Below are 13,204 nucleotides of genomic sequence, written 5' to 3'. Positions count from 1 at the left end.
GTTACCCCTCCACCGCCCCGAAGGTCAGTCCTTCGACCATGAACTTCTCCAGGTAGGTGAACATCACGATCAGCGGGATGCTGGTCAGCAGCGACGCCGCCATGATCTGGCCCCAGACCTGCCGGAAGCTCGAGGCCAGTGCCTCGATACCGATCGGCAGCGTGTACACGCCCTGGGACTGGAGGAAGATGCTGGCGAACAGGTACTCGTTCCACGCGATCATGAACGTGAAGAAGAACACGGCCACGATCGCGGGCGCCGACAGCGGGAGCGTGATCTTCCAGATCACTTCGAGCCGGGAGTAGCCGTCCATGATCGCCGCTTCTTCGATCTCCTCGGGGATCGATCGGAAGTAGTTGCCCAGCATGTACAGCGACACCGGGAGCGTCTGCACCAGGTACGTGATGAACAGGCTCGCCAGCGAGTCGACGAATCCGAGCCAGACGATCACCTGAAACATCGGGACTACCAGCAGGATCCCCGAGAACATGTACACCATCAGCACGCCCCGGGAGATAATCCCGCGGCCCCTGTAGTCGAGCCGTGAGAAGCTGTACGCCCCGAACGTGGCGACGAGCACGGACGCGCCCGCGGTCGTCGTCGCGATGACGAAGCTGTTCTTGAAGTACGTCAGGAACGGGAACGTCTCCGGCCCGAACACGATCCGGTAGTGCTCAAGCGTCAGATCCTGCGGGAGCAGCGTCGGTGGCAGCGTGTACAGGCTCGACTCGGGCAACAGGCTCGCCAGGGCCATGTAGTAGAACGGAAACAGCGTGACGAGCAGCGTCAGACCGAGCGCGACGTAGAACACGACGCGTTCGGCCAGCGACGTCTCGAGCGTGTTCTCGCCGACGCCGAGCGCGGTCTTGAATGAGTCGACGACGTATCGGTGTGTGGATTGTTTCGTGCTCATCGTATCACCAGTCCAGCGCCCAGGCGACGTACGCGAGGACGAACACGATGAGCGCCAGGAATAGCACCATCGAGATCGCGGCCGCCTGTCCGTGCTGGTAGTTTGCGAACGCTACTTTGTACGCATAGATCGGCAGCGTGTCGACCCGGCGGGTCAGCAACCAGATGTCCGCGAACTTATTGAAGTTCCAGATCCACCGCAGCAGGAACACCGTCGCCAGGATGTACTTGAGCTCCGGTAGCGTGATGTCCTTGAACTGCGCGAACTTCGAGGCGCCGTCGATCTTCGCGGCCTCGTACATGTCGCCGGGGATCGCCTGGACCCGCGCGATCAGCATCAGGAACGCAAACGGGAAGTACCGCCAGGCGTCGATCAGAATTACCGTCCAGATCGCGGTGTCGCCGTTGCTCAGCAGGTCGATGTTGCCACTGTACAGTCCCAAGAGGTCGCTGCCGATGTACGGGAAGATCCCGTACAGCGGGTCGAGCATGAACCGCCAGACGAACGCGACCGAGATCAGTGGTGCGACGTACGGCAGCAGGACCATCCCCCGAAGGTACCGTCGACCGCGAAACGAGCGGTTGAACAGCAATGCCGTCCCGAGACCGCCCAGTGTCGCGAGCGTCGTGCTGAAGAACGTAAACACGATCGTCGTCCGGAGCGCCGACCAGAACTGGCTGCTCTCGAACAGGCTGTAGTAGTGGCCCAGACCGATCCACTCGGGCGACTGGTCCGGACTCAGCGGCACGACGGTGAAACTCAAGTAGACGTTGTACAACACCGGATAGAGGATCACCGCCCCGATCAACAGCAGCGCGGGGGCGATCAGCGCGTAGCCTAGCAGCGCCTCCTTCTCCTCGATCGTCCGATCGCCGCTACGGGTGAGTGTGGCCATTGTGCGAAATACTCCTGAGAGGTCAGTTGACCACGTCGCGCATCTGGCCGGCCACGTCGTCGGCGACCGACTGGGCATCCTCCCCTTCCGACACTCGTCTGACGGCCTGCGCGATGAGGTTGCGGCTCGTGATCTCCCCGAATACAGGGATCATTTGACCGTCGACGTAGCCGAACCGCTCGATGTTGTCGAACGCACCGGAGATGTTGCTCAGCGTCTCCTGGCCCCACTCCTGAAGCGTTTCATTGTCGCGGTAGGCTTCGCTCTCGACCGTCGACTGGAGCACCGGGTTCATCCCACCGGGCGCCATGTGCAGGAAGTCGACGTATTGGTCGCCGGTGAGCACGTGTTCGATGAACGCCTCGGCGGTCTCGCGGTCCGAATCCGAGGCCGAGTCGAGAACGTTGAACAGCACGAGCTGCCCGAACGAGCTGCGCCGATCGCGTTCGATGTACGGTGCGAACGACGTGTCGCCGGCCATTCCCTCGGCGTTGCTGGAGATGTCGCCCATGATGTACGACGAGTACATGACCAGGTGGCATTGCTCGTTGAGGTACGTGTTATTGGCAGTGTCGAACGTGTCGGCACCCGGCGGACTGTACTGCGCCAGCGAGCCGTAGAACTCGAGCGCCTCGACCATCTCTGGGCTGTCGAACACGACCTCCCCATCACCGTTCAGCACCCGTGCGCCGTTCGAGCGCGCGTAGGGAGTGAAACACTGGCGAGCGAACGGTGTCTCGTCGGAGCCGACGACGACGCCGTACTGGTCGTTGTCGGGGTCGTGTAGCGTCCGGGCGGCCTCGAGGATGGCGTCCCAGGTCGTCGGTGCGGACAGTCCGGCGTCATCAAACGCGCTCTGGCGGTACCAGAACCCCTGCACCCAGCCGTGGGCTGGCACGGCGAGCAGGTCGTCCTCCGAGGACGTTGCCAGCGACAGCGCGCCCTCGTAGAAGTCGTCGCGACCGACGCTGTCGACGACTGCCTCCGCGGATTCCGTCGAGAGTAGGCCCTCGCTACCAAGGTTCTGCATCGGGTCGAGTCCCCACTCACCGAAGGCCGGAAGCGTCCCGGAGGCCCGGGCCGAGGAGATCTGCGTCGGTAGGTCCCCTTCCTCGACAGGGACCATGTCAATCGTGCCGTCCCCGTCGGATTCGTAGCTGTCGATCAGGCTCTCCAATACTTTCTGACGGTCCTGTTCGACGTTCGTGGTCCAGTACGTCGTTCCCTCGCTGTCACCTCCGCCGTCCCCTCCACCACCCATACAGCCCGCGATACCGCCAGCGAGCATCGTCGTGCCGATACCTTTCAGCACTGTCCGCCGTTCGTGCCCGATCTCCGGATCTGTCATGGTAATCCATCTCACTATGGATAAATATAATACTTAAATCTTTCCTACTGGATTTTCACTGGAGTAACTATACTATCTCACCGCCGTGCTGGCGGCGCTTTCCAAGGGGGTTGTCCGGTGCGGAGCTATAGCTGGAGCGAAACGAGAACCGTTACGTACCCGCTCGTCAACACCGTCAACTGACGGTTGCGTCTCGATCGGAGTGCTGTCCTCCGATTCCTTGGCCCCGTCGGGGTCGCTACCGGGTGGCGCCGGACGAACAGCGCAGTCGGACGGTTCGTAACTCCCGCGGGGAGAGTGTTAGTTCGGCGACGCCGTCGGACAGTTCGACCATTGCGGACGATCCGTCCGCATCGGCGCTATCGATCGAGAGGATACCGGGGCCGATCGTCGCTCGTCGCTGCGTGTCGCTGGCGTTACGGAGCACGATGGCCATCCGATCAGACTTGCCCTCGTTTCGATTTCCGTGGCATCCGATCGGGGCAGCATCCTCCGGTCGGACGTGGTGGACCAGCACCGGCGGTCCTGGAAGGTCGAGAAAACTCCCTGTGGTCGGGGCGTCCGCACGCTCGCGGGATCTCGCTTCACTGGTCGTCTGTACCAGCGGTTCGTGGTGTTTAGCCGTCAGTCCGACGCGGTGGGCGACCGCCTCGTCGAACGGGTTCTCGTGGAGGTGGACGTGGTACCGCGCCCGGACGAGCCCCGGCTGGCGAGCCCTGAAGTTGGTGTCCCAGTAATTGCTCGTGACCCAACCCAGCAGCGACGCCCGGTCCATGTTTACGGTCGACCGGTTGGCCGCGAAGGTGAAGTCACCGAACTGCCAGAGCGGGTTGATCGGACAGCCGACCGTGACGCTCCGCACGTCGCCACCGAGTCCGGCCCAGGACTGGGCCGTGTAGTAGTCGTGACATGACCCCAACAGTTGGTCGGACCCCGGGCGCATCGCTTGCCCGCCGACGTCGACGTACGGCGTCGGATCGTCGAGCGCGAACGGGAACGTCACGTACGTCGACTCCGGGCGGGTATTTAGCCCCATCTCCCAGGCGGCCTCGACGACCATCGACGCGCCGGACTCATCGAGGACCATTCGCAGCGAGACGGGCGAGGGCAACGACGGCACCGAGAGCCGCTGGCTGACCTCGTACCCGCCCGGGAGCTCGGCGACGCGGTGATCGAGCACGTCGGTCGGACGCTGACGACGCGCGCACCAGTCCGACTGGAAGCCGTCGTACGGCTCGAACGCGCCAGTCGCGACGAGACGCCGGTCCACGTCGTCGCCGTAGCGGTACAGCAACTGCCGCGGTCGGTCGTGATCTTCGTCGGCGACTCGCTCGTGGACGACCCCCGCGAACTGGTTTTCGTCCGAACCATCCACCCATTCGCGACCCCGGGCGACGTTGTACCAGCTCGCGACGCCGCCGCGGTCCAGGTCGAACTCGACTCGGTAGTCGCCGGTCCCGACGACGTGCCGCTTGTCGAATCGGCTGTCATCGAGCGTCCGAAGGTCGGCGGCGCTCACGATGGCGTAGCCAAATCCCGGCAGCTCCGTCGGGGGGAGCCAGTAGCCATTCGTCCCGAAGACGGTCGACTCATCGCCATTGTCGAACGCCGCAGGGGTTGATCGCGAGCGATCCCGATCCTGGAAGTGCCGCGCTGCGGTCGGGTCGTCGTCGACGCCGCGGGGCCGAACGACGTGCTGGGGCACCGGCCCGGACTGGGTTCGACGCCACGGCAGCGGGTTCACGACGAGCAGGTCTGTCTCCGGATCATCGCTCATTTCTCGTCCTCCATCGTCCCCTCTCGGTCAGGGACTCTCGCATCGCCCATGACGACGTGTCGCGCGATCTCCGCGACGGCGTCCCGCCGCAGCGCGTTGCTGTGGGTTCTGGCGGCGTGGGCGCAGTGTGCTTTGTGGCTCCACTGCGTTCGCGTGTCGTCGCCCTCGGGGACGCTGATGGACGTGTCGGCGCCCCATGTGTGTTCGTCGTAGAGCGCGAGCCGGCGCCACGCACGCCGGCGGGTTCCCGGTTTAGTCCGCCGTTCCGGCGGTCGCTCTTCCTTGCCGTCACCAAGCGCGTCCAGTACCGCCTCCATCGCGTCGGCAGTCAAGAGTCGTCGGCGACTCTCGCGACTAGTCGCGGTTTCGCGGGCGCTGCTCAGGCACCCGAAGTTCCAGTAGTCCGTCCAGTCGCCGCGCCGGATCGGCGCGTCGTCGATCCGCTCGTCGATCGACCCCCACCAGAGTGACGGCGTCGACAACCGTAGCATCGGGAGGTCACCACTCGACACCGCGGGCTGGGCGTTCCACGTCTCGACGAACTCGCAGTACCGATCGAACGGCGGCCCGTTGTCTCCAAACGGGTGGTACGTCGGTACGGGTAGTGTCGGGAGATCGTACCCGACATCATCGAGTCGGTTCTCAAGACTCCTCCAGTGCTCGCGGAATTCGTTGACGTCCCGCCCGACGCCAAGGTTCCAGCCGGCGGAGTAGTGGTAGCCATCCAGCGTCGGGATCGTCCGTCCGCTCGGACCCTCCCAGCGAAACAGCGTCGGCCGATCGGTCGGTGCCGCGCCGAAGTGATTGTTGATCCCCATCCAGAACCCCTCGATATCGGTGTCGAGCAGCGCGTCAACGAGGGACCAGTTCTGGCCATTGACGTCGAAGTTCATCGCGTACCGGATGTCGAGGCCGTACTCATCCCGAAGGTGTTCGACGGGACGAAGCGACTCGATCGTCTCGGCGGGACCGTACAGCGGGGTAATGTTCGCAAGCATCGCCGTAATCTCGATTCGGCCGGCCACCGACAACCGTCGTAGCGTCTCGACGCGCTCCGGCGGAGCGGACTCGAGCCAGGCCAGCAGCGGCGCGGTTGTCTCCACGGTCCAATGGAACGCCGAGGATCCGTTATCGTCGGCGTCCCGCTCCGCTAGGTCGATCGCTCGATCGAGAAATCGTCGCTGCAGGTCCCACAACGTCGGTTGATCGTGGGTGTACCCGATATCGGTGTGACAGAAGTGAATCAGGTGGATCTCGGAGACACTGCTCATACGGGCGCTACCTAACGAAAATATATAAGTATTTGCTAGTAGTTATTCACTACAGTGAATTCTACAAACGAACCCCTGCGGGCCGTGAACGGGACGGCACCTACGCTCCCAGGCGGAGGTAAACGGCGAGTATGAACGAAGACGAATTGCGAGCCGGGTTGCAAGATGCCGGGCTCTCGCAGTACGAGGCCGACGCGTACCTTGCCGTACTAGAGCGGGGTACCGCGCCGGCCGTCAAGATCGCCGAGCAAACGGGCATCCCGAAGTCTCGGATCTACGACGTTCTCGAGGATCTCGAACGGGACGACTACGTCGAGACGTTCGAGCAAGACTCCACGCTGGCGGCCCGTCCGCGCGACCCGACGGAGGTGATGACGGACCTACAGCAGCGCGCGAATAGGCTCGCGACGACCGCGGAAGCGATCGAAGACCGCTGGGAGCGCCCCGAGATACGGGGGCACAAAATCTCGATCGTCAAGCGGTTCGACTCCGTTGTCGAACAGTTCCGGGCCGCTGCCGCGGACGCGACCAACCGGATCCAGATCGCAGTCTCACCCTCCCAGTTCGAGACCGTCCGACCGGCGCTCGAAGACGCCGTCGATCGCGGCGTGTTCGTCAAGCTCTGTGTGGTGACGGGGCTCGAAGATCCTCACGTCGTGGATGATATGTCGTTCGGGGACGTCGCGACCGAGGTTCGACACCGGACGCTCCCTGCCCCGTTCACCGCGCTCATCGACCGATCTCACACGTTCTTCTCGTCACAGTCCCACCCGAGCGACCAGTACGGGATCATCATCGACGATCTTACGCTGACGTACGTGTTCCACTGGTACTTCCAGGGTGCGCTCTGGGGGACTTGGCCGTCCGTGTACGACTCGATCGGGGAGGGTACCAAGCTAGAGTACGTCGACGTCCGCGAGTGCGTCCAGGACATCGCGCCGATCGTCAACGACGGGACGGCGATCCCAGCTACCGTCCGCGGGTTCAACGTCCGGACGGGCGAGGATATCACGTTGTCTGGCGATATCACGGAGATCATCTCGGTGAGCACGCCCGACGACGACGGGGCGCTGACGCTGACCCAGCTCGCGGGCCAGGCGACGATCGTGCTCGAATCCGACGGCCAGGAGTACGGTATCGGCGGCCGAGGCGCGACGCTGGAAGACATCGAGGCGACTCGGATCGTGCTCGATCAACCCGACGACTGGGGGTGAACTGACGATGCGCTACGGACTCAACCAGTGTGGATTTCCCGTCGACGAGTTCGAGCATACGTGCGCGATCCTCGCGGAAATCGGCTACGATGGCGTCGAACCGAACGTCGAGCGTGGAGGCCCCCTGACGACCGAACAAGGACGTCTAGAGGCCGCCGAGATAGTCGAGGAACACGACCTACGCGTTCCCGCCGTCTCGACGATTAGCCACTGGGAGTATCCGCTCTCGAGCAGTGATGATGAACTGCGTCGGATCGGACTGACTATTAGTCGCGACATGATCGACGCCGCTGCGATGCTGGACGCTGAAGACGTCCTGATCGTCCCTGCCGTGATTACTGACGGTGCAACCTACGACGCCGACTACGAACGCGCCGTCGAGGCGGTCCGCGAGATCGCGAGCTACGCTGCCGAGCGCGATGTCCGCGTGTCGATCGAGAACGTTCAAAACAACTTCCTGCCCTCGCCCGACGAGTTCGCAGCGTTTCTCGACGACGTCGAGGACGCCGACCCCATCGGGGCGTACTTCGATGTCGTGAACGCGCTCCGCTCGGGACTGCCGAGCCGGTGGCTGCATGTGCTCGACGGCCGCATTTCGAAGATCCACGTCAAAGACTGGCTCACGGACGCCCACTGCGTGACGTACCCGCCCCAAGGCGACGTGAACTGGGAACGCGTGCTTGATGCCGTCGACGCAATCGGCTACGACGGCTGGATCACCGCTGAGGTACCGGCCTACCAGTCGTTCCCCACGCGGATGCCCGTGGACATGCTCGGGACCATGCAGTTCCTCTTCGAAGACGGAGGTGACCAGCAATGACCCAGGTGATCGTCGTCGGCCCGCTGTTCGAGGATGTCTGGCCGCTCGCGGCCGACCACCTTCGGGAACTGTGGGCCGAACACGGCTCCGTCGAGTTTCGGCGTCTCAACGAGATGCCGGATCGGCTCCTCGACGCACTGGACAATCCGAGCGAAGTAACCGAACTCGCCGCGCTCGGCGTTCCGGTCACTGACGAGTGTGCCGACCGGCTGACGGCCCTCGAATCGGCGTTCGTGATGACTGACTCGATGTACGCGGTCGATGCTGCCGCCCACGAGCGCCTCGACGAGCGCGACGTCGCCGTCCACGACCACACCAACGAAGGGTTCTGGGCGCAGTCGGTCGCCGAGTTCGGCCTCGGTCTGACAATCGATGCTCTCCGGCAAATCCCCCAGAAGCACACCGGGATGATTGAGAGCCACGATCCGCGGGATCTTGATAAGCTGGATAACGAGGTGCCGGGCGCGAACGGCCACCAGTTCGCCGACGACCCGAACTTCACGAACGGCACCGTCGCCGGCACACGTGTGCGGGTAGCTGGCGTCGGCAACATCGGCAGTACGTACGCCGACGCCGTCGGCTCGTTGGGTGCGGACGTCGTGGCCTACGACCCCTACGCCGACGAGCCGTGCTTCCACCGATCGGGCGCCGATCGAGTGTGGTCGCTAGAGGCGCTTGTCGAGGACGCCGAGGTGTTCGCGCCGACGGTACCCCTAACCGACGCCACCGAGGGACTGATCACGGACGATCATATCCATGCGCTGCCGGACGGGTGTATCGTGGTCCTGATCACCCGCGCGGGCGTGGTCGACATGGACGCCGTCCGTGAGCGCGTCCTCGCCAACGAGATCGCTCTAGCCGCGGACGTCTGGGATGAGGAGCCCCTGCCGCTCGATGACCCGCTGCTCAACCGACACAACGTCGTTCACACCCCCCATATCGCAGGGCGGACGCGTGACGCCAACGAGGCGTGGGCTGAACACCTCAACGCTCACTTTAGAGCGGCCGAGTAACGTCAGTCCCGACAGTCATCTGATTTATTCCCCTCCGTGAGGAGGAGTGAGATGGGTGAGTGTAAACTTCCTCACGTAGTCTCGCTACCAGTAGTGGAACACTCACTAATACCCCCATATACTGACTGTGCCAGCGAAATTTGACTGTCCATCTCTTCAGCGGGGCGTTCTTAGCAGGCCTTCCTGACGCCTCGGATCGACGCTCCTTGGTTCGTGAGGCGATGTTGGACGGCTATCGAACAGTGACATCGGACCGCGTTGACGTGCTCTCGACTTCAGAACCACTCTACGAGGCGTTAGCAATGACCCGCATCATGAACGGCTTCCAACTTGGACATCCCTGCTGAGCCTGAGCCAGCCGTGATAACGCGCATCAGTAACGATCTACGAGATCTCCTTGACTGAGACCCTGTACTCGAGTGGGCTTAGTACCAAACTCACTGATACAACTGTCATAACCTCTCTATATGTCCTATCCAGCTCACATCTAGTACCATACGTGAGGCAACACTCTTGGATACAGATTCCATTCGAGAAGTCCATCAGGAATCGATCAGAGGACTCGGACAAGAAGCGCACAAGCCAGAGCAAGTCGATGCATGGGCAATCGCTGTAAGTCTGCTGATTACACGGCACCGGTCAAAGCAGGAGAAGTGGAAGCAATTGTTGCCGAGCGCGATGGTACGATTGTCGGATTCGGGATGGTAAAGATCGCGCCTCCTGATGAGTACGAAGCTGCCATTGATGCGGAGGTGACGGCCGTCTACGTACACCAAGCAGTCGCACGACAAGGAATCGGGGCACGCATCTACACAGCCGTAGAGCAGCATGCACGAACGCACGACGTTCAACCATGGTCTCTGGGCGTCCCTGAATGCGGGTCCATTTTACGAGACACAGGGATACGAACGAATCACAGACCACAGCCACGAATGTTCGAGTTATGAATCAACCAGAGTAACTGGGACCGTTGTTGAGATGTAAAAAAGAGCTGTAGATCTGGTAGTGTTTTGTTCCGGATAATCTACCAACATAAATGGCGATTTAGTTTTTATTCTCCACTAGAGAGCATACGATGGCTTACACCATACAAAGTGAGTGGATACCCGATGGAACGCTCCCACTCTTCGCCCACTCGCCGTCTACGCGGCAAAGTACATGACCACCGCGTGTCCCCGCAAAGACGTCACCGGCGTCATCACTTACCGTCCATGCAAGGATGAATTCCTCCGGCTGTCCAGGATATGACACGGATTCGAGTGTGTTTCCACCATCGGGTGACTCGAATAGCGCTGCGTCCGGACCGTGTTCGCCACCCCACGATGGTGGCGACGAACGCGCCGCTGCCGCGTATAATCGTCCACCAGTGGCAAACGACTCTCGGAAATAGGTATGATCCACATCGACGTCGAGGCGTGTCCACGACCGGCCAGCGTCATGCGTGCGGTATAGTCCGCCGCCACACGACGCGATGAACGTTTCACTATCTTGAACGAGGACATGGTGAACGTCATCATGCAGTCCATCGCGTCGTTCAGTCCATGTGTCTCCGTTATCATTGCTGACGTGGACACCACCGACTTCGATGCCCGCGATAACCCGTTCAGGAGCATCAGAGTGTGCACCCAGACTGCGGACGTGGGCTTCATTCCGATGGCGGGGAAGACGCCACTCCTCGCGCGAGGGCAGGTCTTGCAAGCCCTCCAGTTCGCGCCACGAATTGCCCTCATCAGTGGAGATGTACAGATGAGCAGGATGCGTGCCCGCGTAGAGCCGCTCACCATCGGGGCTCATTAGGACGGAGTAGACCTCATCTCGAGGGACACTGAGATCAGTCCATGTCGCGCCACCGTCGGTTGAGCGGAACAGCCCCGATTGCGTGGCTGCGAAGACTGTGCCACCGAATTTACGGATCCGTAGGACGCGCTTGCTATCGAGGACGCGCGTTGCGTCGTCAATTTCGTCTATCGGTGCACGGTAAATTCCCTCAGTCGTTCCAATTAGGAGCATACCCGTCCTCCATGGGGTAGTTGGTTTTCCCCGATCAGTCGTTTGAGGATCACGCCACCAACGGAACTGCTGTCGTCTGTGCGGTCGTTCTCGATGGTAGAGTCACGAAGAGGCGTGTCTGTCACTATCATCCACTTCATGAATTCTCTTCGGCAGAATCAGCCATAAAGGTTCACTGAAACGAATTTTGGTAGAGTAACCGGCCAGATAACGGCCGCCTCGAAAGGGCTCTCCGGCCCGATATACTGGACTGGTCCGGCAAAGTAGACTACATCGACTTCCTCGAGAAGGACTGCTTCGTTCGCATCAGATTCGATCGTCATTGACAGTGAGAGAACGAGCGAAGGCTGGGCCGATTTCGGTCTTGGTGATCTACCGAGAATTATTCTGCTTGCAGGGAGTTTTGCGATCGAGATCCCAGCTCCGGTGACGTGGTTGATCGAGGAATACGGGATAGCAATCACCTGTGTTCGAACCGAAGCCTGCGTAGACGATAGCCGAATGTTATTGAACAGCCAGCAGGAGCTCTCCATTCCGAAAGCCGAGGAACTCGGCTCGTCGACGGGAGAACCAAGAGGTGCCGCCAGCAGCGTGATCGCCAGGCAGCGACAGTTCGACCGGTTCAAGGCGAACACAGCCTCTGGTGGAATCCACGCCATATTCGCGTTCGGTGATCACCTCGAAATCCCGACACCGACTGGTTCTTTTTCACCGTATCACTGGGGGCCACCTCCGATGGCTGACCACCCACGAACGAGCGTCCTCCTATCAGTGACAAGGTGGACCGACGTCTGTAGGGAGCTGGCCGCCCAACCTGGGGACCACGACGACCTCGTTAAGCAGGATCTCATCGAGAAAAGCGAACAAACCAGTACGAACTCACCGATGAGGGCTACGACCTCCTCCTTGGAGAGTTCAATTGGCGTTTCTCGAAACTCGTATCCGGCAACGATCGAGCACGCGCTATCGAAGCTCTCGTTGAGTAGTCTTGCTCACGAGCCATGCAAAGTGGGTAACCCTGTAGTTCGGAAATGAAATTGCGGTCGCTGTTTTCGGTGGCACGAGTCGATCTGGTATTAAATCCGATACTCTCGTCGGGTATACCATGCAATAAGTTGACAACCACACTGACTAATATACTGGTATGTATGATCTCACCGGCTTCCAGCGGGATCTGCTCTACATCATCGGGGGATTAGACGATCCTCACGGCCTCGCACTCAAAGACGAACTCGAGGAGTACTACGAGACAGAGATTCATCACGGCCGACTGTATCCAAACCTCGATACGCTCGTCGACAAGGGACTCGTCGAGAAATCGGCGATGGATCGACGAACGAACCTCTACACGCTCACGGCGCGTGGCCAGCGGGAACTCGAGGCACGACAAGAGTGGGAACAGCAGTACCTCCGTGATACGCTGAGCGCGGCTTAGTCACGAGAGGGCTATCGGTCGGGAGACCCCACAGCACTCGCTGACGCTGCCTCGTCGGTGAACATCAGCGCGAGCTGGTCCATCCGCGTCGAATCGTACGCGGTGAGGTCGTATCGATTGCAATTGCTTCGATGAGCATGTACCCGTAGGATCCCGAGATCCGCAGCGGTACTGAGAAGCTGACCGAGAGTCTGTGGCGGGAACGGCGGGTCGTCCCACGTCGAATACAGCTGTTTCGCCGAGACGTATGGGTTGACTGTTCAAGCGAGATAACGGAGATACGCAGAACACGCGGTAGCAGACACAGTTGCCGAGAGGCTCCGTGGAGTCACGTGTAGTCGCCTCTGTAGGACACCCATCAATGGTTTCGATTCCAGACCGTCTTCAAGCGATGAGTACGTGTCAGACAGCCGAGAAAGGCGGAAGACTGCAGATCGAGATTCCAAAAGAGTTGGTCGAACGAGCGACGGTTGACCCAGGAGTGGTCTATCGAGTTGCCGTGCTTCCG

General features: G+C 61.1%; 12 protein-coding genes. 6 read left to right on the top strand and 6 right to left on the bottom strand.

Features of this window, described 5'->3' with window-relative positions; genetic code table 11:
- Position 1: 1 nt before the first annotated feature.
- The 5 genes from QRT08_RS14465 to QRT08_RS14445 form a co-directional block, all read right to left on the bottom strand.
- Positions 2 to 913 (bottom strand): carbohydrate ABC transporter permease, encoded by a 912-nt coding sequence (locus QRT08_RS14465; RefSeq protein ID WP_286046677.1) that lies wholly within the window; start codon positions 911 to 913, stop codon positions 2 to 4.
- Between the two features lie 4 nt (positions 914 to 917).
- Positions 918 to 1,808 (bottom strand): carbohydrate ABC transporter permease, encoded by an 891-nt coding sequence (locus QRT08_RS14460; protein ID WP_286046676.1) that lies wholly within the window; start codon positions 1,806 to 1,808, stop codon positions 918 to 920.
- A gap of 22 nt (positions 1,809 to 1,830) precedes the next feature.
- Positions 1,831 to 3,156 (bottom strand): ABC transporter substrate-binding protein, encoded by a 1,326-nt coding sequence (locus QRT08_RS14455; RefSeq protein ID WP_286046675.1) that lies wholly within the window; start codon positions 3,154 to 3,156, stop codon positions 1,831 to 1,833.
- 238 nt (positions 3,157 to 3,394) lie between these two features.
- Positions 3,395 to 4,933 (bottom strand): alpha-mannosidase, encoded by a 1,539-nt coding sequence (locus QRT08_RS14450; protein ID WP_286046674.1) that lies wholly within the window; start codon positions 4,931 to 4,933, stop codon positions 3,395 to 3,397.
- On the bottom strand, positions 4,930 to 6,204 hold the full coding sequence (locus tag QRT08_RS14445) for a glycoside hydrolase family 38 N-terminal domain-containing protein (RefSeq protein ID WP_286046673.1): 1,275 nt from the start codon (positions 6,202 to 6,204) through the stop codon (positions 4,930 to 4,932). Before QRT08_RS14445 ends, QRT08_RS14450 begins: the two co-directional genes overlap by 4 nt.
- A gap of 131 nt (positions 6,205 to 6,335) precedes the next feature.
- Here QRT08_RS14445 and QRT08_RS14440 point away from each other — a divergent pair, with 131 nt between their 5' ends.
- The 4 genes from QRT08_RS14440 to QRT08_RS18885 all read left to right on the top strand — a co-directional run bounded on the left by QRT08_RS14440 (position 6,336) and on the right by QRT08_RS18885 (position 10,198).
- Positions 6,336 to 7,418, top strand: a complete 1,083-nt coding sequence (locus QRT08_RS14440) for a TrmB family transcriptional regulator (protein WP_286046672.1) — start codon at positions 6,336 to 6,338, stop codon at positions 7,416 to 7,418.
- 7 nt (positions 7,419 to 7,425) lie between these two features.
- On the top strand, positions 7,426 to 8,238 hold the full coding sequence (locus QRT08_RS14435; RefSeq protein WP_286046671.1) for a sugar phosphate isomerase/epimerase family protein: 813 nt from the start codon (positions 7,426 to 7,428) through the stop codon (positions 8,236 to 8,238).
- Complete coding sequence (locus QRT08_RS14430) at positions 8,235 to 9,251, top strand: NAD(P)-dependent oxidoreductase (RefSeq protein WP_286046670.1); 1,017 nt, start codon at positions 8,235 to 8,237, stop codon at positions 9,249 to 9,251. The genes QRT08_RS14435 and QRT08_RS14430 overlap by 4 nt, the downstream gene beginning before the upstream one ends.
- A 599-nt stretch (positions 9,252 to 9,850) precedes the next feature.
- Positions 9,851 to 10,198 carry a GNAT family N-acetyltransferase gene (locus QRT08_RS18885; protein WP_369684850.1) on the top strand — a complete coding sequence of 116 codons (348 nt, stop codon included), beginning with the start codon at positions 9,851 to 9,853 and terminating at the stop codon, positions 10,196 to 10,198.
- A gap of 133 nt (positions 10,199 to 10,331) precedes the next feature.
- Here the strand turns inward: QRT08_RS18885 and QRT08_RS19045 are convergent, their stop codons facing one another.
- Positions 10,332 to 11,261 carry a WD40/YVTN/BNR-like repeat-containing protein gene (locus QRT08_RS19045; protein WP_483299966.1) on the bottom strand — a complete coding sequence of 310 codons (930 nt, stop codon included), beginning with the start codon at positions 11,259 to 11,261 and terminating at the stop codon, positions 10,332 to 10,334.
- A 435-nt stretch (positions 11,262 to 11,696) separates the two neighbouring features.
- Between QRT08_RS19045 and QRT08_RS14420 the strand changes: the two genes are divergently transcribed.
- Together QRT08_RS14420 and QRT08_RS14415 are read left to right on the top strand one after the other, a co-directional pair.
- A complete protein-coding gene (locus tag QRT08_RS14420; protein WP_286046668.1) occupies positions 11,697 to 12,296 on the top strand; it encodes a hypothetical protein in 600 nt (199 codons plus the stop codon).
- A gap of 109 nt (positions 12,297 to 12,405) precedes the next feature.
- Positions 12,406 to 12,696, top strand: coding sequence for a PadR family transcriptional regulator (locus QRT08_RS14415; RefSeq protein WP_286046667.1), 291 nt, complete (start codon positions 12,406 to 12,408; stop codon positions 12,694 to 12,696).
- The last annotated feature ends 508 nt before the right edge of the window (positions 12,697 to 13,204 follow it).

The sequence above is a fragment of the Halalkalicoccus sp. NIPERK01 genome (genome assembly GCF_030287405.1).
Classification (GTDB): domain Archaea; phylum Halobacteriota; class Halobacteria; order Halobacteriales; family Halalkalicoccaceae; genus Halalkalicoccus.
The sequence above is the reverse complement of the archived record's forward strand: the minus strand, read 5'-3'. Positions and strand labels throughout refer to the sequence as shown.